20 protein-coding genes are annotated in these 24,226 nt (G+C 52.1%); 16 read left to right on the top strand and 4 right to left on the bottom strand.

All coding sequences use genetic code 11. The features are described 5' to 3' along the window. Positions 1 to 40: 40 nt before the first annotated feature. Both ppnN and queF read right to left on the bottom strand, forming a co-directional pair. The gene (gene ppnN / locus M2374_RS07745; RefSeq protein WP_096755891.1) at positions 41 to 1,405 is read right to left on the bottom strand and encodes a nucleotide 5'-monophosphate nucleosidase PpnN; all 1,365 of its coding nucleotides are present in this window, start codon (positions 1,403 to 1,405) and stop codon (positions 41 to 43) included. Positions 1,406 to 1,518: 113 nt separating this feature from the next. Further along, the gene (gene queF / locus M2374_RS07740; RefSeq protein ID WP_135911476.1) at positions 1,519 to 2,367 is read right to left on the bottom strand and encodes an NADPH-dependent 7-cyano-7-deazaguanine reductase QueF; all 849 of its coding nucleotides are present in this window, start codon (positions 2,365 to 2,367) and stop codon (positions 1,519 to 1,521) included. A gap of 68 nt (positions 2,368 to 2,435) precedes the next feature. Between queF and syd the strand changes: the two genes are divergently transcribed. From syd to M2374_RS07700, 8 genes are all read left to right on the top strand, one after another. Then, the gene (syd, locus tag M2374_RS07735; RefSeq protein WP_181688789.1) at positions 2,436 to 2,981 is read left to right on the top strand and encodes a SecY-interacting protein; all 546 of its coding nucleotides are present in this window, start codon (positions 2,436 to 2,438) and stop codon (positions 2,979 to 2,981) included. Between the two features lie 632 nt (positions 2,982 to 3,613). Next, positions 3,614 to 3,943 carry a YqcC family protein gene (locus tag M2374_RS07730; protein ID WP_096759337.1) on the top strand — a complete coding sequence of 110 codons (330 nt, stop codon included), beginning with the start codon at positions 3,614 to 3,616 and terminating at the stop codon, positions 3,941 to 3,943. Further along, the gene (truC, locus tag M2374_RS07725; RefSeq protein WP_096755894.1) at positions 3,943 to 4,725 is read left to right on the top strand and encodes a tRNA pseudouridine(65) synthase TruC; all 783 of its coding nucleotides are present in this window, start codon (positions 3,943 to 3,945) and stop codon (positions 4,723 to 4,725) included. The genes M2374_RS07730 and truC overlap by 1 nt, the downstream gene beginning before the upstream one ends. Before the next feature lie 19 nt (positions 4,726 to 4,744). Then, positions 4,745 to 5,194 carry a flavodoxin gene (locus M2374_RS07720; protein ID WP_096755895.1) on the top strand — a complete coding sequence of 150 codons (450 nt, stop codon included), beginning with the start codon at positions 4,745 to 4,747 and terminating at the stop codon, positions 5,192 to 5,194. A 482-nt stretch (positions 5,195 to 5,676) separates the two neighbouring features. Then, the gene (gene gudP / locus M2374_RS07715) at positions 5,677 to 7,029 is read left to right on the top strand and encodes a galactarate/glucarate/glycerate transporter GudP (RefSeq protein WP_096755896.1); all 1,353 of its coding nucleotides are present in this window, start codon (positions 5,677 to 5,679) and stop codon (positions 7,027 to 7,029) included. Between the two features lie 2 nt (positions 7,030 to 7,031). Next, positions 7,032 to 8,372 carry an enolase C-terminal domain-like protein gene (locus tag M2374_RS07710; RefSeq protein ID WP_146717876.1) on the top strand — a complete coding sequence of 447 codons (1,341 nt, stop codon included), beginning with the start codon at positions 7,032 to 7,034 and terminating at the stop codon, positions 8,370 to 8,372. A 21-nt stretch (positions 8,373 to 8,393) separates the two neighbouring features. After that, a complete protein-coding gene (gudD, locus tag M2374_RS07705; RefSeq protein WP_181688790.1) occupies positions 8,394 to 9,734 on the top strand; it encodes a glucarate dehydratase in 1,341 nt (446 codons plus the stop codon). A 78-nt stretch (positions 9,735 to 9,812) separates the two neighbouring features. After that, complete coding sequence (locus M2374_RS07700; protein WP_181688791.1) at positions 9,813 to 10,955, top strand: glycerate kinase; 1,143 nt, start codon at positions 9,813 to 9,815, stop codon at positions 10,953 to 10,955. Positions 10,956 to 10,997: 42 nt separating this feature from the next. On the opposite strand, the gene barA is transcribed toward M2374_RS07700, so the two are convergent. After that, positions 10,998 to 13,754: a two-component sensor histidine kinase BarA gene (gene barA / locus M2374_RS07695; protein WP_181491021.1), complete on the bottom strand. Its 2,757-nt coding sequence runs from the start codon at positions 13,752 to 13,754 to the stop codon at positions 10,998 to 11,000. A 57-nt stretch (positions 13,755 to 13,811) separates the two neighbouring features. On the opposite strand from barA, the gene rlmD reads away from it, so the two are divergent. The 8 genes from rlmD (at position 13,812) to M2374_RS07655 (ending at position 23,144) form a co-directional block, all read left to right on the top strand. After that, on the top strand, positions 13,812 to 15,110 hold the full coding sequence (gene rlmD / locus M2374_RS07690) for a 23S rRNA (uracil(1939)-C(5))-methyltransferase RlmD (protein ID WP_181491022.1): 1,299 nt from the start codon (positions 13,812 to 13,814) through the stop codon (positions 15,108 to 15,110). Positions 15,111 to 15,208: 98 nt separating this feature from the next. After that, on the top strand, positions 15,209 to 17,443 hold the full coding sequence (gene relA, locus M2374_RS07685) for a GTP diphosphokinase (RefSeq protein ID WP_115257597.1): 2,235 nt from the start codon (positions 15,209 to 15,211) through the stop codon (positions 17,441 to 17,443). Positions 17,444 to 17,538: 95 nt separating this feature from the next. Continuing rightward, positions 17,539 to 18,330, top strand: a complete 792-nt coding sequence (gene mazG / locus M2374_RS07680) for a nucleoside triphosphate pyrophosphohydrolase (protein ID WP_117343141.1) — start codon at positions 17,539 to 17,541, stop codon at positions 18,328 to 18,330. A 224-nt stretch (positions 18,331 to 18,554) separates the two neighbouring features. Then, positions 18,555 to 20,192: a glutamine hydrolyzing CTP synthase gene (gene pyrG / locus M2374_RS07675; RefSeq protein ID WP_096755904.1), complete on the top strand. Its 1,638-nt coding sequence runs from the start codon at positions 18,555 to 18,557 to the stop codon at positions 20,190 to 20,192. An 86-nt stretch (positions 20,193 to 20,278) separates the two neighbouring features. Then, positions 20,279 to 21,577, top strand: a complete 1,299-nt coding sequence (eno, locus tag M2374_RS07670; protein ID WP_115257599.1) for a phosphopyruvate hydratase — start codon at positions 20,279 to 20,281, stop codon at positions 21,575 to 21,577. 201 nt (positions 21,578 to 21,778) lie between these two features. Then, positions 21,779 to 22,093 carry a hypothetical protein gene (locus M2374_RS07665; protein ID WP_181597036.1) on the top strand — a complete coding sequence of 105 codons (315 nt, stop codon included), beginning with the start codon at positions 21,779 to 21,781 and terminating at the stop codon, positions 22,091 to 22,093. Between the two features lie 12 nt (positions 22,094 to 22,105). After that, complete coding sequence (locus tag M2374_RS07660) at positions 22,106 to 22,891, top strand: DUF4225 domain-containing protein (protein ID WP_181491023.1); 786 nt, start codon at positions 22,106 to 22,108, stop codon at positions 22,889 to 22,891. 4 nt (positions 22,892 to 22,895) lie between these two features. Next, on the top strand, positions 22,896 to 23,144 hold the full coding sequence (locus tag M2374_RS07655) for a hypothetical protein (RefSeq protein WP_249418296.1): 249 nt from the start codon (positions 22,896 to 22,898) through the stop codon (positions 23,142 to 23,144). Positions 23,145 to 23,326: 182 nt separating this feature from the next. Here the strand turns inward: M2374_RS07655 and M2374_RS07650 are convergent, their stop codons facing one another. After that, positions 23,327 to 24,151, bottom strand: coding sequence for a MurR/RpiR family transcriptional regulator (locus M2374_RS07650; RefSeq protein ID WP_115257600.1), 825 nt, complete (start codon positions 24,149 to 24,151; stop codon positions 23,327 to 23,329). Positions 24,152 to 24,226 lie beyond the last annotated feature (75 nt).

Raw genomic sequence — 24,226 nt, 5'->3', positions numbered from 1 at the left:
ATCTGTCATCGTGGTAGCCGCAGCTACCGGGCGTTAAACATCAGGCGCAGATTTCGTAGCAAGGAATGTAGGCCGAACCCGGCAACTTCATGCGGTGCTGTGCGACAAAGCCCTGCAGCAGGTCATCCATACGGCGCATCATCTCTCGGTCACCGTGGATCTTGTACGGTCCAAACTCTTCAATAGCGTGAATACCGACTTCCTTGACGTTACCCGCGACGATGCCGGAGAACGCGCGACGCAGGTCTGCAGCCAGTACTTCAACCGGTTGATCGGGGTACAGCTTCAGGTTCGCCATGTTTTCATGAGACGGTTCAAACGGCATCTGCAAATCAGGTGAAATGCGAATCGACCAGTTAAAGCTGTAGGCATCACCGGTGTCGCGGCGATTCTCTTTCACCAGCGGCATCGCTTTTTTCATCAGGCGAGCGACTTCTGAAGCATCGTCAATGATAATGCGGTAGTGGCGACGCGCGTCTTCACCCAGCGTGTGTACGATAAATTCATCCAGCACGCGGAAGTAGTCCGCACTCTCTTTTGGTCCCGTCAGGATCAGTGGCAGAACCTGATCTTTGTTCGCCGGGTTCATCAAGATCCCTAACAGGTACAGCAGCTCTTCCGCCGTGCCTACGCCGCCAGGGAAAATGATAATGCCGTGGGCAATACGGACAAATGCTTCCAGACGTTTTTCAATGTCCGGCATGATGATCAGTTCGTTGACCAGCGGGTTAGGCGGTTCGGCGGCAATGATTGACGGTTCAGTCATGCCGATAAAACGGCTGTCTTTGTAACGCTGCTGGGCGTGGCCCACCGCCGCGCCTTTCATGGGGGCTTCCATCGCACCAGGACCGCAGCCGGTACAGATGTTCAGCTCACGCAGGCCCAACTGGGTACCGACGCGACGAGCATACAGGTACTCATTTTCGTTGATGGAGTGACCGCCCCAGCAGACAACCATGTTCGGTGCTTCATCGACGTGCAGTGCCCGGGCGTTACGCAAGATGGAGAAGACGAGGTTGGTAATGTGAACCGAGCTTTCGAGATCCAGACGTTGAAAACGACCAGCGTTATGGATCTGGCCGTTAACGAAAAGAATGTCGCGCAGGACGGCAAACAGGTTGGCCTGCAGCGCACGAATAATGCGTCCATCAACAAACGCGTCTTCAGGCGGGTTAATCAGTTCCAGCTTAACGCCACGTTCACGGCGCAGCACGTTAATGTCGAAACTTTCAAAACGAGACAGCAGCTCTTTGCTGTTGTCGGTCAAACTGCCGGAGTTCAGGACGGCAAGCGAACAGTTACGAAACAGTTGATACAGGTCGCTGCTGGCCGTGCGTTTAAGCATATCGACTTCCAGCTGCGACAACATGTCCATTGAGCCAAGCGGGCTAATATGTGTAATCAAGTAAACTCCTTATGGGACGCAACACGTCATTCCCTGTTGATTACAATAGCTCTGGCTTATGACCTTTCACAACCTTGCGCGCGGAATCCGGCACGCAAAATTGAGAAATAAAGTTACTGACGCACCAGTCTGCCGATGGCAGGGACAAAATCGGTGTTGGTTCGCCATGGATTAATGTCCAGACCGCCGCGTCGCGTGTAGCGGGCGTAGACGCTCAGCTTTTCCGGCTGGCAGAAGCGCAGAATGTCATTGAAAATGCGCTCCACGCACTGTTCATGGAATTCATTATGATGGCGGAAGGAAACCAGATAACGCAGCAGCTGCTCCCTGTCGATTTTTCGTCCACGATACTGAATTTGTATAGAACCCCAGTCGGGCTGGTGGGTGATCAAACAGTTAGATTTCAGCAGATGGCTGACTAGCGTTTCTTCCACTGCTTTCTCGCCGCTTGTGGCGTTCTCCAGATAATCTGTGGTGAACTGGTAGTTATCGATGACAATATCCTGGTCATCGATGCAGGTGCCATTGAAATGAGCAATCGGCTGCCCTTCCAGCTCGTCGATACGGTACAGCGCCACGTGAACATCGCCTTCGGCGCAGGCGCGCAAATCGTGTTCCAGCGTTTGGCGAACGGCATCCCATGAATCAAAGCGGGTCTGGTTAAAACTGTTCAGATACAGCTTAAAGCTTTTTGATTCAATCAGATTCACACTGGTGTAGTCTAATTCGACATGCCCGACGGCAACCTGCGGTAAGCCATTGGCATTTAGCCATGACAGTTCATACAGCGTCCAGATATCGGCGCCACGAAAAGGAAGATTATCGGCCTTTAAATCTAGCGGGTCGCGGTTCAGGCTACGCGGAACGCCCTGCAACAAACTGGCATCGTAATTGTCCCGGTAATCTGTTGATTTACCGAGGGTCAGGCCGTCAAGCGCCTGATGGTTTTCATAAGAAGACATGTTTCACCGTCATAAACCAGATACACTATGCGTCAAGTGTATCCTGGCTTTTGTGAAGAGAGAAATCAGTGGACGAATTGACTGCGCAGGCGTTAACGACCTTTACGACACGGTATTGCGATGCATGGCATGAGAAAAATAACAGCTGGCCTCTCAGCGAAGAATTATATGGCGTACCTTCCCCATGCATTATTTCCACGACCAGCGATGCCGTGTACTGGCAACCTCAGCCGTTTGTGGGCGAAACGAATGTAAACGCGGTTGAACGCGCCTTTGATATTGTGGTACAACCCGCCGTTCACGCTTTTTATACCACCCAATTTGCCGGGGACATGCACGCGCAGTTTGCCGATGAAAAGCTCACGCTGCTGCAAACCTGGAGCGAAGATGACTTCAGGCGCGTTCAGGAAAACCTGATTGGCCATTTGGTCACGCAAAAGCGGCTCAAGCTCTCGCCGACGCTGTTTATTGCGACACAGGAAAATGAACTGGATGTCATTTCGGTGTGTAACCTGTCCGGGGAAGTGTGCAAAGAAACGCTGGGGACTCGTAAACGAACGGTGCTGGCGGCCTCTCTTGCGGATTTCCTGACTCAACTTAAGCCAGTTCTGTAATCCATTTTGCCCGCATGCGTGTGAGAGATCTCTTACAAACCCTGTAGGAGATCGCCAGGTAATAAGTGAAAGCTTAATGCAGGGCCTTCATAGTAAATGTATGTAATTCAGTTAGTTGATGTTTTATTCTCTGCTTTCATATGAAAAAAACCTTAAAGGAATGTCTGTAAGTATCTTGTAAGACAAAGCGAAACAGGCGATTCTATCTACGTCGACAAGGAGTCGCACAACGAAGTGAACATCAGGATGATGACACTTCTGCAGGACACACCAGGATGGTGTTACAAGGATAGGCTTCAGGACGAAGCAAAGAGGAAAACGCTGGATGCGTTAAAGGACACCTCCAGGAAGGAGAATGAGAGCCGGGCAGGATGGTCGGCGGGTCAGGATGGCCAGGGACACTTCAGGATGAAGTTTTTACATCGGGGTGATGTGAGCAGGATGCAAACGTTCAGGATGAACAGGTCGTAAGACCACAGGAAAAGTTGTCATGGATGAGCAGGGAGCACTAAAAGTAGCTGGAATGCTGCGAAACGAACCGGGAGCACTGTTTTTACAGTGCTCCCTTTTTTTATTTCCTGCCCACAAATGCTATTCTTCGCGCCAGATTTTTCATCAATGAGGTTAATTTCATGACGACTCATGACCGTGTGCGCCAGCAACTCCACGCGCTTGAAGCGCTGTTGCGTGAGCATAATCACTGGCGAATGGATGAGCCTGAGGCGCATTTATTTACCAGCACGCAGCCTTTTTGTATGGATACCATGGAGCCGGTTGAATGGCTGCAATGGGTATTGATTCCCCGCATGCATGCTCTGCTTGATAACGCGCAGCCGCTTCCAGAGGCGTTTGCCATCGCTCCGTATTACGAAATGGCGCTGACCGCCGACCATCCACAGCGTGAAGTGCTTCTCGTTGCATTACAGGAGCTGGATGCACTGTTTACCAGCGATAAATCCTGATGCTTGAGATCCTCTATCAGGACGAATGGCTGGTTGCTGTTAACAAACCTTCTGGCTGGCTGGTTCACCGCAGCTGGCTCGACCGCGATGAGAAAGTGGTCGTGATGCAAACGGTGCGTGACCAGATTGGTCAGCATGTTTTTACCGTGCATCGCCTCGACCGACCGACATCCGGCGTGCTGCTGATGGGATTGTCCAGCGAAGCCGGGCGTTTGCTGTCGCAGCAGTTTGAACAGCATCAAATTCAAAAGCGTTATCATGCGATTGTGCGTGGCTGGTTAATGGATGACGCGGTGCTGGATTACCCGCTGGTGGAAGAGTTGGATAAAATTGCCGACAAATTTTCCCGTGAAGATAAAGATCCGCAACCGGCGGTCACCCACTATCGCGGACTGGCAACGGTAGAAATGCCGGTGGCCACCGGGCGTTATCCAACGACTCGCTACGGATTGGTAGAGCTTGAGCCTAAAACCGGTCGTAAACACCAGCTCCGGCGGCATCTGTCCCATTTACGCCATCCTATTATTGGCGACAGTAAGCACGGTGATTTGCGGCAAAACCGCAGTGCGGCGGAGCATTTCGGTTGCCAGCGCTTAATGTTGCATGCCAGCCAGCTTACGCTTACCCATCCGTTCACTGGCGAGCCGTTGGTGATTCGCGCGGGTCTGGATGACGTCTGGATGCAGGCGCTATCGCAGTTTGGCTGGCGTGGACTTCTCCCTGAGAATGAAAGGGTTGAGTTCAGCGAGCGGTCAGGTCAGGATGAGCAAATAGATTCTTAAGTCCCTGGAGAAAAAGGTTATGGCGGAAATTGGTATTTTTGTCGGCACGATGTACGGAAACTCGCTGTTGGTAGCCGAAGAGGCTGAAGCTATCCTTACCGGACAGGGCCATAAGGCTACGGTGTTTGAAGATCCAGAGCTGGCTGACTGGCAGGCGTATCAAGACAAATACGTCCTGGTGGTGACCTCAACGACCGGGCAGGGCGATCTTCCGGACAGCATTGTGCCACTGTTTCAGGGGATCAAAGATAATCTTGGTTTTCAGCCAAATCTGCATTATGGCGTGATCGCACTCGGCGACAGCAGCTACGTTAACTTCTGCAACGGCGGAAAACAGTTCGACGCGTTGTTGCAGGAACAAAGCGCGCAGCGCGTGGGTGAGATGTTGTTGATTGATGCCAGCGAGCACCCTGAGCCGGAAAGTGAATCCAATCCCTGGGTAGAACATTGGGGAACTCTCCTGTCTTGAGGCTTCCCCTCCCCCCTACCGGGAGGGTGTCCTGCTTGTGCCAGCAAGCAAAAAGAACGACCTGGCCATATCCTAATAAAACTGAATCGTGTTAGCTTCGGGCAAATGCCTGTAAAAACCTTCATTTGAAAGTGGTTTTACAGGCGTTTTCATAGGATCAAGCGACCCGTTTCACACTCCTTTCTTTTCCGTCCTGACATTTCCCTATTCAACCCTCTGGTTTTCATTTCCGTGAAGTTGCTTCCAGTCACCAGGGCTTTTGCCACAAACAGGCTTGGTGTGTGGACGAAATACTGTGTTGTTGCACGGTGAGTGTTTCCTGCCTGCTTTTTATACTCCTCATGCCAGTTATAAGAAAATGCAGCATGCAAGGCGAACAACCTCCAAAAAAGCTGCCTATACACCAAACGTTACCTCTGACCCCTACCGGTTTTGCAATTCAGAGTGAGCGAATAAAAACGCGAAAATTCAGGAGTGCAACAATGAGTTCATTAAGTCAGGCGGCGAGCGGCGCGGAAAAGCGCACTAATGCTCGCTACTGGATAGTGGTGATGCTGTTTATCGTCACATCCTTCAACTATGGCGACCGCGCCACCTTATCCATTGCCGGTTCGGAGATGGCCAAAGATATTGGCCTCGATGCTGTCGGTATGGGTTACGTTTTCTCTGCATTCTCATGGGCCTATGTTATCGGCCAGATCCCCGGCGGCTGGTTGCTCGACCGCTTTGGTTCTAAACGTGTCTACTTCTGGTCCATCTTTATTTGGTCCCTGTTTACCCTGCTGCAAGGCTTCGTCGATATCTTCAGCGGCTTTGGCATTATCATCGCGCTGTTTACGTTGCGATTCCTTGTCGGTTTAGCCGAAGCGCCTTCCTTCCCCGGCAATAGTCGCATTGTGGCGGCGTGGTTCCCGGCGCAGGAGAGGGGCACGGCGGTGTCGATTTTTAACTCCGCACAGTACTTTGCCACCGTTATCTTCGCGCCGATCATGGGTTGGCTGACTCACGAAGTGGGCTGGTCGCACGTGTTCTTCTTTATGGGCGGCCTCGGGATCGTTATCAGCTTCGTCTGGCTGAAAGTAATTCACGAACCTAACCAGCACCCGGGCGTGAACCAAAAAGAGCTGGATTACATCGCCGCTGGTGGCGCGCTGATCAACATGGATCAGGCGGCAGCGAAAACGAAAGTCCCGTTCAGCGTGAAGTGGGGACAAATTAAGCAGTTGATTGGTTCTCGCATGATGGTGGGGATCTACATCGGCCAGTATTGCATTAACGCGCTGACCTACTTCTTTATCACCTGGTTTCCAGTTTACCTGGTGCAGGCGCGCGGCATGTCGATTCTGAAGGCCGGTTTTGTGGCGTCGGTTCCGGCTATCTGCGGCTTTGTGGGCGGCGTGCTCGGCGGGATTATTTCCGACTGGCTGATGCGTCGTACCGGATCGCTGAATATTGCGCGTAAAACGCCGATCGTGATGGGTATGCTGTTGTCGATGGTGATGGTGTTCTGTAACTACGTCGACGTTGAATGGATGATTATTGGCTTTATGGCGCTGGCCTTCTTCGGGAAAGGCATCGGTGCGCTCGGCTGGGCAGTGATGGCAGATACTGCGCCGAAAGAGATCAGCGGCCTGAGCGGCGGTCTGTTCAACATGTTCGGCAATATTTCCGGTATCGTCACGCCGATTGCGATTGGCTACATCGTGGGCACCACCGGTTCGTTTAACGGTGCGTTGATTTACGTTGGGGTGCATGCGCTGATTGCGGTGCTGAGCTATCTGGTGCTGGTGGGCGATATTAAGCGTATCGAACTGAAACCTGTGGCAGGGCAATGACGATGACAACACAATCGAGTCCCGTTATCACCGACATGAAGGTTATTCCGGTAGCCGGTCATGACAGCATGCTGCTCAACATCGGCGGTGCGCATAACGCGTATTTTACCCGCAATATCGTGGTACTGACCGACAACGCCGGGAATACCGGCGTCGGTGAAGCGCCGGGCGGTGAAGTGATTTATCAGACGCTCCTTGACGCCATCCCGATGGTATTAGGCCAGGAAGTCGCCCGTCTGAACAAAGTGGTGCAGCAGGTGCATAAAGGCAACCAGGCCGCTGACTTTGACACCTTCGGTAAAGGCGCCTGGACCTTTGAGCTGCGGGTTAATGCGGTAGCTGCGCTGGAAGCAGCGCTGCTCGACCTGCTGGGCAAAGCGCTCAACGTGCCGGTCTGTGAACTGTTAGGGCCGGGCAAGCAGCGCGATGCGGTAACCGTGCTGGGCTATCTGTTCTACGTAGGCGATCGCACGAAGACAGATTTGCCGTATCTGGAGACGACGCCGGGCAACCATGACTGGTATCACCTGCGTCATCAGCAAGCGATGAACAGCGAGGCGGTTGTGCGCCTGGCGGAGGCCTCTCAGGACCGCTACGGTTTTAAAGATTTCAAACTCAAGGGCGGCGTGCTACCCGGTGAGCAGGAAATTGAGACCGCCCGTGCGCTGAAAAAACGTTTCCCGGATGCACGTATTACGGTCGACCCTAACGGCGCCTGGCTGCTGGATGAAGCTATCTCATTGTGCAAAGGGCTGAACGATGTGCTGACCTACGCTGAAGATCCGTGCGGTGCGGAACAAGGGTTCTCGGGTCGCGAAGTGATGGCAGAATTCCGCCGCGCGACTGGTCTACCTGTGGCGACCAACATGATCGCCACTAACTGGCGCGAAATGGGCCACGCGGTGATGCTGAACTCCGTCGATATTCCGCTGGCCGATCCGCACTTCTGGACGCTTTCTGGTGCGGTGCGCGTGGCACAGTTGTGCGACGACTGGGGGCTGACCTGGGGCTGTCACTCGAACAACCACTTCGATATTTCGCTGGCGATGTTTACCCATGTGGGCGCTGCTGCGCCCGGCAAGCCGACGGCGATTGATACCCACTGGATCTGGCAGGAGGGCGACTGCCGCCTGACCAAAAATCCGCTGGAGATTAAGCACGGAAAAATTGCGGTTCCGGACGCCCCTGGGCTGGGCGTGGAGCTGGACTGGGAACAGGTTAACAAGGCCCATGAAGCCTACAAGAGACTGCCCGGCGGCGCGCGTAATGATGCGGGTCCGATGCAGTACCTGATCCCTGGATGGACCTTCGACCGTAAACGCCCCGTTTTCGGCCGCCACTAGATTTTGAATAAGGACTTTATTATGAGCACACAATTTACGACCCCCATTGTTACCGCCATGCAGGTGATCCCGGTTGCGGGCCACGACAGTATGCTGATGAACCTGAGCGGCGCACATGCCCCGTTCTTCACACGTAATATTGTGATTATCAAAGATAACTCTGGTCATACTGGTGTCGGCGAAATCCCTGGCGGCGAGAAAATCCGCCAGACCCTGGAAGATGCGATTCCGCTGGTAGTGGGTAAAACGCTCGGCGAATATAAAAACGTGCTGAACGCGGTACGTAACCAGTTTGCCGATCGCGATGCCGGCGGGCGCGGTTTGCAGACCTTCGATCTGCGTACCACTATTCATGTGGTTACCGGTATTGAAGCGGCAATGCTTGATCTGCTGGGCCAGCATCTGGGCGTCAACGTCGCGTCTCTGCTGGGTGATGGACAGCAACGTAGCGAAGTCGAAATGCTCGGCTATTTGTTCTTCGTCGGCAACCGTAAAGCGACGCCGCTGCCGTATCAGAGCCAGCCAGATGAAAAATGTGACTGGTATCGCCTGCGTCATGAAGAAGCAATGACCCCGGATGCGGTGGTGCGTCTTGCGGAGGCAGCGTATGAGAAATATGGTTTCAACGACTTTAAACTGAAAGGCGGTGTGCTGGCAGGGGAAGAAGAGGCGGAATCGATTGTGGCGCTGGCGAAACGCTTCCCACAGGCACGAGTGACGCTGGATCCTAACGGTGCGTGGTCGCTCAATGAAGCCATTAGCATCGGTAAATATCTGAAAGGCTCTCTGGCCTATGCAGAAGATCCGTGCGGTGCCGAACAGGGCTTCTCCGGGCGTGAAGTGATGGCGGAATTCCGTCGCGCGACCGGGCTGCCGACGGCCACCAACATGATTGCTACTGACTGGCGTCAGATGGGACATACGCTGTCGCTGCAATCCGTTGATATCCCGCTGGCGGACCCGCATTTCTGGACCATGCAGGGTTCGGTGCGTGTGGCGCAGATGTGCCATGAGTTCGGTCTGACCTGGGGCTCACACTCCAACAACCACTTTGATATCTCGCTGGCGATGTTCACTCATGTGGCGGCAGCGGCACCGGGCAAGGTCACCGCCATCGATACCCACTGGATCTGGCAGGAAGGCAATCAGCGCCTGACCAAGGAGCCGTTTGAAATCAAAGGCGGCATGGTACAGGTTCCGGCAAAACCGGGTCTGGGTGTAGAGATCGATATGGATCAGGTAATGAAAGCCCACGAACTGTATCAGCAACACGGCTTGGGTGCGCGTGATGATGCCATGGGAATGCAATACCTGATCCCGAACTGGACGTTTGATAACAAGCGCCCGTGCATGGTTCGCTAAGCGTTATGCCGGTTCTGACAGGAACCGGCACTTCTTCAGGTGTATGATTAACAGAATCAACATGCATAAGGACGGCTTATGAAAATAGTCATTGCTCCGGACTCTTACAAAGAGAGTCTGAGTGCGCTTGAGGTAGCAACTGCGATTGAGCAGGGTTTTCGTGAGATCTGGCCTGATGCGGATTACGTCAAGATCCCGGTTGCCGATGGCGGCGAGGGAACGGTTGAAGCGATGGTTGCCGCAACCGCAGGACGCCTTGTTCATGTTGATGTTACAGGCCCTCTGGGGAGCAGTGTTCAGGCATTTTATGGTTTATCGGGAGATGCGCGCTCGGCATTTATTGAGATGGCTGCAGCCAGCGGGCTGGCGCTGGTACCCGTGGATTCACGTGACCCGCTAAAAACCACCTCCAGGGGAACTGGAGAGCTGATACGTCACGCGCTGGACGCGGGCGTAGAGCATATCGTCATTGGCATTGGCGGTAGCGCAACCAACGATGGCGGCGCGGGGATGGTGCAGGCACTGGGTGCAAGATTACTGGATGCGCAGAATAACGATATTGCCCATGGTGGTGCGGGGCTGGAAGCGCTTGCCAGGATTGATATCTCGCAGTTAGATGAGCGCCTTGCCGCGTGTCAAATCGAAGTAGCCTGCGACGTGACGAACCGGCTTACCGGTAAAGAGGGCGCGTCGGCGGTATTCGGCCCGCAAAAAGGGGCCACGCCAGAAGTGGTTGCCCGTTTGGATCGAGCGTTAACCCATTATGCTCAGCTGATCTCCCGCGATCTGGACGTTAACGTTCTGGAACTGGCTGGCGGCGGTGCCGCCGGGGGCATGGGCGCGGCACTGTATGCATTTTGCGGCGCGCAGTTGCGTAGCGGTATTGAGATCGTGACCGATGCGTTACATCTTGATGCCTGGGTCGCAGATGCCGATTTAGTGGTGACCGGTGAAGGGCGTATCGACAGCCAGACCATACATGGCAAAGTCCCCGTTGGTGTAGCGAACGTTGCGAAGCGTTATAACAAACCGGTTATCGGTATTGCCGGCAGCCTGACCCCGGATGTGGGCATTGTGCATGACCATGGTATTGATGCTGTTTTTAGCGTGATTTATACCATCTGTACGCTGGAAGATGCGCTGAAGAATGCGAAAGAAAATGTCCGCATGACGGCACGCAACGTGGCTGCAACCCTCAATGCAGGGCTGCAGTTACGCTGAGTTGTAGGCCGGATGAGGCGTTTACGCCGCATCCGGCGAACATCACCCCAATATCCGTTTCGCTTCGCGTGCCACGTTGTCCATCTCATCAAGCAGCTCTAAAAACTCAGGCTCTAGATCTTCTTCCTGGGTTCCACTGCGCAGTTGTTGTTCGATGAGCTGGCACAGGTTCTTCATGCGTGGAACGCCGCTGTAGCCGCAGCTGCCGTGCAGTTTGTGGATCAAATCGACCAGCCCTTCCGGGTTTTCACCGACCAGCTGTTCCTCGATTTTATTACGCACCTCCGGCAGAAAATCGATCAGCATTTGCAGCATATCGCGCGCCAGATTATTTTTTCCGGCGGCTTGCCGCAACGCCAGTTGCCAGTCGAGCGTCGTGTTCGGGTTGACCACCGGCTCAAGAGGCTCTGTGGCAATAGCCCGGATGGCTGTACCAGTACCAGGTTTGTAGCGCAGCAGCAGATTGTGCAGCTTCTCTTCTTCAATCGGTTTTGCCAGATAGTCAGTCATCCCGGCGCTGAGGAGTTTCTCTTTTTGCCCGGCCATGGCGTGTGCGGTAACCGCAATCACCGGCGTCTGCTGTTGATGAGGGAGTTGATGGATCAGTTCACAGGCGCGAATACCGTCCATATCCGGCATCTGAATATCCATCAAAATCAGATCAAACTGCATCTGTTTGGCGCGATCCACCGCCTGATGCCCGCTGTCGCAAAGTTCGACGTGGCGTACCATATCCTCCAGTAATGCGCCGATCAGTTTGAGATTCGCCGGGTTGTCATCTACCGCCATGACGGTCATCGCAATTTTGCTCTCGTCGACCAGCAACGGCTCGTTGCTTTGGTTCAGATGACAATACTCCGTCAGGGCAGGCAGCAGGCGGGTTGACGTGAGCGGTTTTAACAGACACGCCGCAGCGCCGCCTTGTTTTAATTTCTCAGCGTTAATTTGCGCATGGCAAGGCAGCGCCAGTAACAAGAAGTCGGTCATTGCCCGGGCGCTTGCCAGCCGTTCATGTTGCATGGTGAGCGGTTCGCGCAGCGTCACCGGTACGCCAAGCAGCAGAATATCGTAGTGTTCAGCCGGCAACGCGGAGAATGACGGGCTATAAATCACCTCCAGCGGCGTTTCGCTCAGGATATCCAGCGTACATTGTGCCGCATTGGCGTTGGGTTCTACGTAGGCCAGTCGTTTGCCGGCCAGACAGCGGGTAGGTGAGCGTTCACTGAGTACGTTAGGATTGAGGTCAAGGCTGATGTGGAACCAGAAGGTTGATCCACGATTGGGCTGACTGTGGAAGGAGATATCCCCACCCATTTCGTTGACCAGTTTTTGCGTAATCACCAGGCCCAGCCCGGTGCCGCCGTGGCGTCGCGAAATACTTGCATCCGCCTGGCGGAAGGCCTGGAACAGGCGCGACTGATCGCGTTCCGGAATGCCGATACCGGTATCGCGGATTTGCACTTCAATCTGCACTTTGGTGTTACTGAGGGCGCGTTTCTCCACCAGAATATCGATATTGCCGCTCTCGGTAAATTTGATGGCATTGCCGACCAGATTGGTGATGACCTGCTGCAAACGCAGTGGATCGCCAATCACATTGTCTGGCACGTCGTTCTTGATATTGAGCGTTAGCTCAAGCCCTTTATCATGGGAGGAGTGCGCCAACAGCGTCACCACATCGTCCAGCGTGCTGCGTAGCGGGAACGGGATACTTTCCAGAATCAACTTGCCTGCTTCCAGTTTGGAGAAGTCGAGCACGTCGTTGATGATGGCCAGCAAATTGTTGGCGGAGCGTTCAATGGTATTCAGGTGATCGCGCTGGGTGGTGTTCAACTCGGTTTTTAGCGTCAGGCGGGTAAAGCCAATCACGCCATTGAGCGGCGTACGCAGCTCATGCGACATGTTTGCCAGAAACTCGGATTTGATACGCGCCGCTTCCTGGGCGCGTTTCTTCGCCAGATCCAGCTCAACGTTCTGGATCTCCATCTGCTCCAGCGTTTCGCGTAGGTCAGACGTGGCCTGATCGATATTGTGCTGCATCTCTTCATGGTATGCCGCCAGCGACATCGCCATCGAGTTGATGCCGTTTTTCAGCATATCCAGCTCGCCCAGCATGAAGCCTTCTACTCGACTGTCGAGCTGCCCTCGTCGTATCCGGTCAACGGTATTCACCATGTTGCGGATAGGGCCGGTCACGTCGCGCATCAGACGCCAGCCAAAAATTAACGCAATACCGATGCAAAACAGCATCATCACGGTTGAAATAAAGATTTCTTTGTACTGCTGTAGCCGCACCGATTTAAGATCTAACTCAAGCGCCACGTACCCCAGCATATTTTTTGTGTTTTTCGCGTCGCTGACCGCAGACTCATCCGGAGAATAACTTTCCGATATAATTGGGGTGCGCAGGATCATGATATCCCCCTGGCGGATGACGCTCAGTTTTCGGGGAAACGGCGCACCGGCAGGCAGCTGCATTTCTGATGGATCGAGATGGAAATTTGACGTGACGAACAGCCGATTATTTTCATCATAGACCGAAATCGCCCGCACAATTTCGGAATGGCGACGGTGCAGCACGCTAATAAGCTGGCCGATAGACTCCCGATTTTGTAGGTTCATGCCATATTCGCTGGAGACTGCGAGTGGCTCAATGATGCTGGCACCAGCATCTTCCAGTTGACGCTGCAAGTCGTTATAGCGATGCACAACAAAAAAGATACTGAGCAGCAAACCTATCAGGACGGTCGGTGCCAGGATCAGAATCATCATGCGAGCGCGCAGGCTGTAGTTGGTCATGGAGTTCCGTTATGGGACAATTAGGGTCACACTGTTAAATAGAGAAAACTCTCGTCGATGGCGCAATTCTACTCTGCAAAACGACGCGTGACGACGCGTCAGATCATAACCGTTACCGTCAATGACCTCGATCCTTTTGGTCAGGGCGTCGCTCGCCATAACGGGAAGACCCTGTTTATACCGGAATTACTGCCCCAGGAAAGCGCTGAGGTGGCAATCACCGAAGATAAAAAACAGTTCGCCCGCGCGCAAGTCAAACGTCGTTTAAACGACAGCCCAGACCGTGAAGTGCCGCGTTGCCCACACTTTGGCGTATGTGGTGGCTGCCAGCAGCAGCATGCCAGCATTTCTTTACAGCAACATAGCAAAAGCGCGGCGCTGTCACGCTTAATGAAATGTGAAGTGTCAGAGGTTATTGCCGACACGCCATGGGGCTATCGCCGTCGTGCGCGTTTAAGCCTGAACTATCGGGCGAAAGAAAAGCAGTTGCAGATGGGGTTTCGTAAATCTGGCTCCAGTGACATTATCGACGTGAAGCAGTGCCCCGTTTTGGTGCCCCAACTTGAGGCGCTGCTGCCCGATATCAGGGCATGCCTGGAAAGTCTGCAAGGGTTACGCCATCTTGGCCATGTTGAATTAGTGCAGGCTGGCAACGGTACGGTGATGATTTTGCGCCATACGTCGCCGCTAAATACTGCTGATAAAGAAAAACTGGAATGCTTTTCGCATTCTCAGGGACTGTCTTTGTTTCTGGCCCCGCAAAGCGAGATACTGGAACGCGTTTCAGGAGAATCACCCTGGTATGACTCAAATGGGCTACGTTTAACCTTCAGCCCGCGTGATTTTATCCAGGTGAATGCTGGGGTAAATCAACAGATGGTTGCCCGAGCGCTGGAATGGCTGGATGTACAACCTGAAGATCGGGTGCTCGATCTGTTTTGCGGCATGGGTAACTTCACGCTGCCGCTAGCAACCCGTGCGGCAAGCGTGGTGGGCGTTGAAGGCGTGCCTGCGCTGGTGGATAAAGCCCGCGAGAACGCCCTGAATAACGGATTACACAATGTGACATTCTTTCATGAGAATCTTGAGGAGGATGTCACCCGGCAGCCGTGGGCAAAGAACGGATTTGACAAAGTTTTACTCGATCCCGCGCGTGCAGGTGCTGCAGGCGTGATGCAACATATTATAAAATTAAAACCGGGTCGCGTTGTTTATGTATCCTGTAATCCTGCTACGCTGGCTCGTGACAGCGAAGCGTTACTCAACGCGGGATACACCATTCAGCGACTGGCGATGCTCGATATGTTCCCGCACACCGGACACCTGGAGTCAATGGTCCTGTTTGAGCATAGGTAATGAATCTTATACCCACTGGATTTCGGCGCGCAGTAGCCTGAAACCCAATGGGTACGGCTTGTCGACTTCGACAGGCCAGGCCCCTTAAGGAGAGGACGATGGTTGCGGTAAGAAGTGCACATATTAATAAAGCTGGTGAGTTTGATCCCAAAAAATGGATCGCCAGTCTGGGGATCACCAGCCAGCAGTCGTGTGAACGCTTAGCCGAAACCTGGGCGTATTGCCTGCAGCAGACACAGGGGCATCCGGATGCGGAGTTGCTGTTGTGGCGCGGTGTGGAGATGGTAGAAATTCTCTCTATGCTGAGTATGGATATGGACACGCTGCGGGCCGCTATGCTTTTCCCTCTGGCGGATGCCAACGTGGTCAGCGAAGACATCCTGAGCGAGAACGCGGGGAAGTCAATCGTCAATCTTATCCATGGCGTGCGTGATATGGCGGCGATACGTCAGCTGAAAGCCACGCATACCGATTCGGTCTCTTCCGAACAGGTTGATAACGTCCGCCGCATGCTGCTGGCCATGGTCGACGACTTCCGCTGTGTGGTCATTAAATTGGCGGAGCGTATCGCGCACCTGCGCGAAGTCAAGGACGCACCAGAAGACGAACGTGTACTGGCGGCAAAAGAGTGCACCAATATCTATGCGCCGCTGGCCAATCGATTAGGTATCGGGCAGTTAAAATGGGAGCTGGAAGATTACTGCTTCCGCTACCTGCATCCGGACGAATACAAGAGAATCGCCAAGCTGTTGCACGAACGCCGTATCGACAGAGAACACTACATTGATGAGTTCGTCGGTCACCTGCGTTCAGAGATGAAAATCGAAGGCGTGAAGGCCGAGGTGTACGGTCGTCCGAAACACATCTACAGCATCTGGCGCAAAATGCAGAAAAAGCAGCTGGCTTTTGATGAACTGTTCGATGTGCGCGCCGTGCGCATCGTCGCCGAGCGGTTACAGGATTGCTATGCCGCACTGGGGATAGTACATACTCACTATCGGCATCTGCCGGACGAGTTCGATGATTACGTCGCGAATCCCAAACCCAACGGTTATCAATCAATCCATACGGTTGTGTTGGGGCCGGGTGGTAAAACCATCGAAATCCAGATCCGCACTAAACAGATGCACGAGGATGCCGAACTGGGTGTCGCGGCGCACTGGAAGTACAAAGAAGGTACCGCTTCAGGTGCAGCGCGTTCGGGTCATGAAGACCGAATTGCCTGGCTGCGTAAGCTGATCGCCTGGCAGGAAGAGATGGCAGACTCCGGTGAGATGCTCGATGAAGTGCGTAGCCAGGTCTTTGATGACAGAGTTTACGTCTTTACGCCAAAAGGCGATGTGGTGGACTTACCGGCGGGCTCGACGCCGCTTGATTTTGCTTACCATATCCATAGTGATGTCGGTCATCGCTGTATTGGTGCCAAAATTGGTGGGCGTATTGTGCCGTTTACCTACCAGTTGCAGATGGGCGATCAAATTGAAATCATCACCCAGAAGCAGCCAAACCCAAGTCGCGATTGGCTGAACCCTAACCTCGGGTACGTGACCACCAGCCGTGGGCGCTCCAAGATCCATGCCTGGTTCCGCAAGCAGGATCGCGACAAGAATATCCTCGCGGGCAGACAAATCCTTGATGATGAACTGGCGCACTTAGGCATTAGTCTGAAAGAAGCCGAAAAGCATCTGCTGCCGCGCTACAACTTTAACGAGCTGGAAGAGCTGCTGGCGGCGATTGGCGGTGGGGATATCCGTCTTAACCAGATGGTGAACTTCCTGCAATCGCAGTTTAACAAGCCGAGCGCCGCCGAGCAGGATGCCGCCGCGCTGAAGCAGTTGCAGCAGAAAACGCATGCGCCACAAAACCGCCGTAAAGATGATGGTCGCGTGGTGGTTGAAGGGGTAGGTAACCTGATGCACCACATCGCACGCTGCTGCCAGCCGATTCCTGGCGATGAGATTGTGGGGTTCATCACTCAGGGGCGCGGTATATCCGTGCACCGGGCGGATTGCGAACAGCTGGTAGAACTGCGTTCTCATGCGCCGGAGCGTATCGTCGATGCGGTTTGGGGCGAAAGCTACTCGGCGGGGTATTCGCTGGTGGTCCGCGTCCAGGCGAACGATCGTAGCGGTTTATTGCGCGATATCACCACCATCCTCGCCAATGAGAAGGTGAACGTGCTGGGGGTTGCCAGTCGTAGCGATACCAAACAGCAGCTTGCCACCATCGACATGACCATCGAAATCTATAACCTGCAGGTGCTCGGGCGCGTACTTGGCAAGCTCAATCAGGTGCCGGATGTGATCGACGCACGTCGTCTGCACGGTAATTAATCATTTGTAGGCCGGGTAAGGCGTGCCGCCATCCGGCAATATCACCATGCCCGATGGCGTTTTGCTTATCGGGCCTACGTTTTCAGGATCTTGTAATGAATCAAATCGACCGACTGCTCGGTATTATGCAGCGCCTGCGCGACCCGGAAAACGGCTGTCCGTGGGATAAAGAGCAGACTTTCGCCACCATCGCCCCCTATACCCTCGAAGAAACCTATGAAGTGCTCGATGCCATTGCGCGTGAAGACTTCGACGATCTGCGCGGAGAGTTGGGGGATTTACTGTTCCAGGTGGTGTTTTACGCGCAGATGGCACAGGAAGAAGGGCGCTTTAATTTTGATGATATTTGTGCGGCCATCAGCGATAAACTTGAACGCCGTCATCCGCATGTTTTTGCCGATGTTTCCGCCAGCAACAGCACTGAGGTGTTAACCCGTTGGGAGCAAATTAAAAGCGAAGAACGTGCGCAGAAAGCCCAACATTCCGCATTGGACGATATTCCCCGTAGTTTACCGGCGCTGATGCGCGCTCAAAAAATCCAGAAACGCTGCTCAAATGTTGGTTTTGACTGGAAGACGTTAGGACCGGTGGTCGACAAGGTTTATGAAGAGATCGATGAAGTCATGTTCGAAGCGAAGCAGGCCGTCGTCGACCAGGCTAAACTGGAGGAGGAAATGGGCGACCTGCTGTTTGCCACGGTCAATATGGCCCGCCATTTAGGCACAAAAGCCGAGACCGCATTACAGAAAGCGAACGAAAAATTTGAGCGACGTTTTCGTGAAGTTGAACGGATTGTTGCTGAACGCGGTCTGGAAATGACTGGTGTTGATCTGGAAACTATGGAAGAAGTCTGGCAACAGGTAAAACGCCAGGAAATTGATCTCTAAGGGGTTTCGTCGGTCAAGGGCGATTTGTGTGATTTTTTAAATAACAAGCGATTGATTTACGTCAAAAACATTTACCCCAAAGGGGCTATTTTCTCACTCCCGATGTTAATGTGAGCCTGGTGAAGAGGAGGAATAATGAAAGTTTGTGGCGCTCGCCATGTTCGGGTATACTACTTTCCCGTCTTGGTAATTCCATCGTTTCACCCTAACTTCTCAGGTCCAGCATGACAACGAACTATATTTTTGTGACCGGCGGGGTCGTATCCTCTCTGGGAAAAGGCATTGCCGCAGCCTCCCTGGCAGCCATTCTTGAAGCCCGTGGCCTCAATGTAACCATGATGAAACTGGATCCGTACATCAACGTCGATCCAGGTACTATGAGCCCAATCCAACACGGGGAAGTGTTCGTTACCGAAGACGGCGCTGAAACCGATCTGGACCTGGGTCACTACGAGCGTTTCATCCGCACCAAAATGAGCCGCCGCAACAACTTCACCACCGGTCGTATTTACTCTGACGTTCTGCGTAAAGAACGTCGTGGCGACTATCTGGGCGCAACCGTTCAGGTTATCCCGCACATCACGAATGCGATCAAAGAACGCGTTCTGGAAGGCGGTGAAGGTCATGATGTTGTTCTGGTCGAAATCGGCGGAACCGTTGGGGATATCGAATCTCTGCCGTTCCTTGAAGCGATTCGCCAGATGGCCGTGGAAATTGGCCGCGAACATACGCTGTTTATGCATCTGACGCTGGTTCCCTACATGGCAGCGGCAGGTGAAGTCAAAACTAAACCGACTCAGCACTCTGTAAAAGAGCTGCTTTCTATCGGTATTCAGCCTGATATTCTGATTTGCCGCTCCGATCGTGCTGTTCCGGCTAATGAACGTGCAAAAATTGCATTGTTCTGTAACGTCCCGGAAAAAGCGGTGATTTCTCTGAAAGATGTCGATTCTATCTATAAAATTCCAGGCCTGTTGAAATCTCAGGGGCTGGACGATTATATTTGTAAACGATTCAGCTTGAACTGTCCGGAAGCAAATCTGTCAGAATGGGAACAGGTTATCTACGAAGAAGCCAATCCGGCAGGCGAAGTGACTATCGGTATGGTTGGCAAGTACATTGAGCTGCCGGATGCCTATAAGTCAGTTATCGAAGCGCTGAAGCACGGTGGTCTGAAGAATCGTGTCACCGTCAACATCAAGCTGATCGATTCGCAGGATGTTGAAACGCGCGGTGTTGAGATCCTGAAAGGCCTCGACGCTATCCTGATCCCAGGCGGCTTCGGCTACCGTGGTGTTGAAGGTAAAATCGCGACGGCACGCTTTGCGCGTGAGAACAATATTCCTTATCTGGGCATTTGCCTGGGTATGCAGGTAGCGTTGATTGAGTTTGCTCGTAACGTCGTGGGTATGGACAACGCCAACTCCACGGAATTTGTGCCAGACTGTAAGTACCCGGTGGTGGCCCTGATTACCGAATGGCGTGATGAAGACGGCAACGTCGAAGTCCGTACCGAGAAGAGCGATCTGGGCGGCACGATGCGCCTTGGTGCGCAGCAGTGTCAGCTGGACGACGAGAGTCTGGTGCGTAAGCTGTACGGCACGCCGACAATTGTTGAACGCCATCGCCACCGCTACGAAGTCAACAATATGCTGTTGAAACAAATTGAAGCTGCGGGTCTGCGTGTTGCAGGCCGCTCCGGTGATGATCAGTTGGTCGAGATCATTGAGGTACCGAATCATCCGTGGTTCGTGGCCTGTCAGTTCCACCCGGAATTTACTTCCACGCCACGTGATGGGCACCCGCTGTTTGCCGGCTTTGTGAAAGCCGCCAGTGAACATCAGAAGCGTCAGGCGAAGTAAGAAGTAAAAAGTTAGAACGGCAATGCACCCATCCGGGTGCATTGTTTGTCTGGAGTTTTAGTTTAACTTGTACTGAGGAAAACCTAATGTCCAAAATCGTTAAAATCATCGGTCGTGAAATCATCGACTCCCGTGGTAACCCGACTGTTGAAGCCGAAGTACACCTGGAAGGTGGTTTCGTTGGTATGGCAGCAGCGCCGTCAGGTGCTTCTACTGGTTCCCGCGAAGCACTGGAACTGCGCGATGGCGACAAATCCCGTTTCATGGGTAAAGGCGTACTGAAAGCGGTTGGCGCGGTAAACGGCCCAATTGCTCAGGCTCTGCTGGGTAAAGATGCTAAAGATCAGGCTGGCATCGACAAGATCATGATCGATCTGGACGGTACTGAAAACAAATCCAACTTCGGTGCAAACGCCATTCTGGCTGTGTCCCTGGCGAACGCCAAAGCAGCAGCTGCTGCTAAAGGCCTGCCGCTGTATGCACACATCGCAGAACTGAACGGTACTCCGGGCAAATTCTCTATGCCGGTTCCGATGATGAACATCATCAACGGTGGTGAGCACGCTGACAACAACGTCGACATCCAGGAATTTATGATTCAGCCGGTTGGCGCTAAATCCCTGAAAGAAGCCGTACGTATGGGTTCTGAAGTGTTCCACAACCTGGCTAAAGTTCTGAAAGCCAAAGGCATGAACACTGCAGTTGGTGACGAAGGTGGCTACGCGCCGAACCTGGGTTCCAACGCAGAAGCTCTGGCTGTTATTGCTGAAGCGGTTAAAGCAGCAGGCTACGAGCTGGGCAAAGACATCACTCTGGCGATGGACTGTGCAGCATCTGAATTCTACAAAGACGGTAAATACGTTCTGGCTGGCGAAGGCAACAAAGCATTCACCTCCGAAGAATTCACTCACTTCCTGGAAGAACTGACCAAACAGTACCCGATCGTGTCCATCGAAGATGGTCTGGACGAGTCTGACTGGGACGGTTTCGCATACCAGACTAAAGTACTGGGCGACAAAATCCAGCTGGTTGGTGACGATCTGTTCGTAACCAACACCAAGATCCTGAAAGAAGGCATCGACAAAGGCATCGTTAACTCCATCCTGATCAAATTCAACCAGATCGGTTCTCTGACCGAAACTCTGGCTGCGATCAAAATGGCGAAAGACGCTGGCTACACGGCTGTCATCTCTCACCGTTCTGGCGAAACTGAAGACGCAACCATCGCTGACCTGGCTGTTGGTACCGCTGCAGGCCAGATCAAAACCGGTTCTATGAGCCGTTCTGACCGCGTTGCTAAGTACAACCAGCTGATTCGTATCGAAGAAGCTCTGGGTGAACAAGCTCCGTACAACGGTCGTAAAGAGATCAAAGGTCAGGCGTAATCCTGCTCTTTAGCTCTTAACGTAAAAACCCGCTTCGGCGGGTTTTTTTATGTCTGTAATTTATTCTTAATTGAAAATTTTAATGAACGATTTGATCTTTGTCACTTTGTTATTGTTTCACTAAGAGTAGTTTAAATGTGTGATTATTTCCTGTATGTATACTTTTTTATATTTATCATTAAAAAATAATAGAAATATTGAATGAATAATGAATTGGAAGAGATACTGGCGAAAGCAGGTATGAAAAAAAAAGATGCCGCTATCCTGATTAAATTGGCAAAAGTGAAAAATATCAGCTTAAGTCGTGCATTTTTCCTCTATGCCTGGAAATATTATGCCTGGAGTTTAGTTTTACTATTGGCAGTAATTTTTTCATCGCTTTCGGAGGGGATAGAGTTCTTTGTAGTAAACGTTCTCTTCTGTATGGCTGTAGCCCTCGTTTCACTTTTCTTTACACCCTTTGTCTTCAATTTAATTTGGAGTATTAAGATTCAATATAAATTGCTCGGGAAATAACAGGAGGTTATTTTGAGTAGTTATGGGTTAATGAATTTGCAACGTGAAAAAGAAAAGATTGACCGGCTTGTCTATGATATCTGTTCTCAATATCTCCATGATCCGGTTACTCGTTCAAAATATATGATCGAGGAACGTAGAGTTACATCATATTACCTTGATGAATATCGGTATGGAAAAATAGATTTCGGCAGGGCTATGGATAGATTGCGTGAATATCATATGTCTTTAACTAAATATCATATGCAATTAAGGATGGGGAGTATTAAATTATATGTAATAGCTGAGCGTGAAAGAGAACAGCATTCTACACTTACCATAACATTAAAACGAGTTGGATTCATTAGTGGAGCAATGCAAGTTATAGGTGGCTTTGGTTTATGTAAAGCAAGCCTTGGTGCTGCATGTAAAAATTATGGAGTTCCTTTAATGATACAGGGGACCGAGAATGTATGGGAAAATGGTTATTATTTACTATATCATGAAGACCCCAAAAAAATGCCTTTGAGGTATGCCTATCGCCAGGCAGCAAAGTTGTTGGGTGGGGATGACAAGGATGGTGATATTGCTTTTTCAACGGGAGATCTTGTTCTTTCTTTCAGTTCAGCCTCAACGCGGACGTTGAGAACAGATTCATGGAAATTATTCCGCTATATACAGGAAGATTATATTCGCAGCGGGAGAACCCTGGGAGCTGTTGGGGGGACTAATGAGTTAATCGGCGATGCAGTTAGCGGATTCACTATTTATCAACTTCTTGGAGGAGAAAGTACTAACTGGGCCGAATTGAGGGAGTAAGGAAATGTTCTTCAAAATATATGATCAGAATGATAAGGATTTAATTGAAAGTGTTAAACTTGCGGGTTTAAGTGAGTATAAAGTACAGAAACTTATTCGCTTTGCTAATGAAAACAAAGTAAATATACAAAAAGCCTATTTGTTGACAGATGCAAATGTCATTAAAGTTGATATTATCCTGTTTTTAGTTATATCTTTTTTTGTATTTTCGATTGCACAAGAATACTCTAGGGAACTATGGGCTTTTTTTTAATATTCGGGTTATTGTTTTTTGTTATTGAGTTAACCTGTCGGTTTCACAAAAATTATTTTAAAGTATGGAAAATTTATATCAAGTTACGAGGGATTTAAATGAGAACAGGGGGGGGTTACCTTAAACAGCGTCGTGCTGAGTTTGTGGGGAGCCCTCAGCACTGCGGCGGTTTTTTTATGTCTTTAAAGTAGCAGCGGCAGCGTCGCACTGGCGGTTTGCTGACTCACATCGCTGTACTTTTCATCCAGCGCGATAAGCGATGTGGTGAGCAATTCAACTAATAACATTACGCCCACTTTGGCATTGAGCGCCCCAGCACTCAGGGGCCCTTCGGGTTTGGCTGCAACCAGTTGGATATCACTCAGTGAGGCCAGCGGACTGCGCGGCGTGTTGCTCAGCGCCAGTACGGGGACGCCATGCTTACGCGCAAGTTTAACGACATGAAGCAGATCGCGAGTGGAGCCTGAACTGGAAATTGCCACCACCAGCGAGTCTTTGGAAAGCGTAGTGGCATTCATGGCGGCACGATGCATGTCGCTGAACAGTTGTGCGGGCTTGCCCAGACGCAACAGTTTGTAATGCAGATATTCCCCCAGAATCGCACTGGCCGCCACGCCATAAATCTGTACCGACTGGGCCTGGTGCAGCGCGAGGGCGGCGGCTTCGAGTAATGTCCTGTCGAGTAATTTTGCGGTGTCCTGCAAGGCCTGTACGGATTCATTGACCACATTGTCAATCTCATCGCCGCCGTGTTCGATCGGCTGTCCGTGCTGGAGATCAAGCGCCAGCGCCATCTTAAATTCGTTATAGCCCTTACATCCTAGCGTGCGGCACAGACGCGTGACGCTGGCCTCGCTGGTGTCGCTTTCGCGCGCCAGTTCGGTAATCGTTAGATAGACAACTTTTGCCGGATCGCTCAGCACAAACTCACCCAGCTTCTGCTGTGTACGGCTGTATCCGTCTACGCCCTGGCGCAGTCTCAGCAGCAGGTTTTCATTTTCAGGCATGCAAAATCCTTAATACGTTTCTCTGGCGATAGTGTGGCGGAAAGCGGGGGAGAGATGCCAGTCATTTCAAAAAAG

The sequence above is a fragment of the Citrobacter sp. JUb117 genome, from assembly GCF_024809055.1.
Classification (GTDB): domain Bacteria; phylum Pseudomonadota; class Gammaproteobacteria; order Enterobacterales; family Enterobacteriaceae; genus Citrobacter; species Citrobacter gillenii.
Note: the sequence above shows the minus strand (reverse complement) of the source record. Positions and strands in the feature narration are given on the sequence as shown.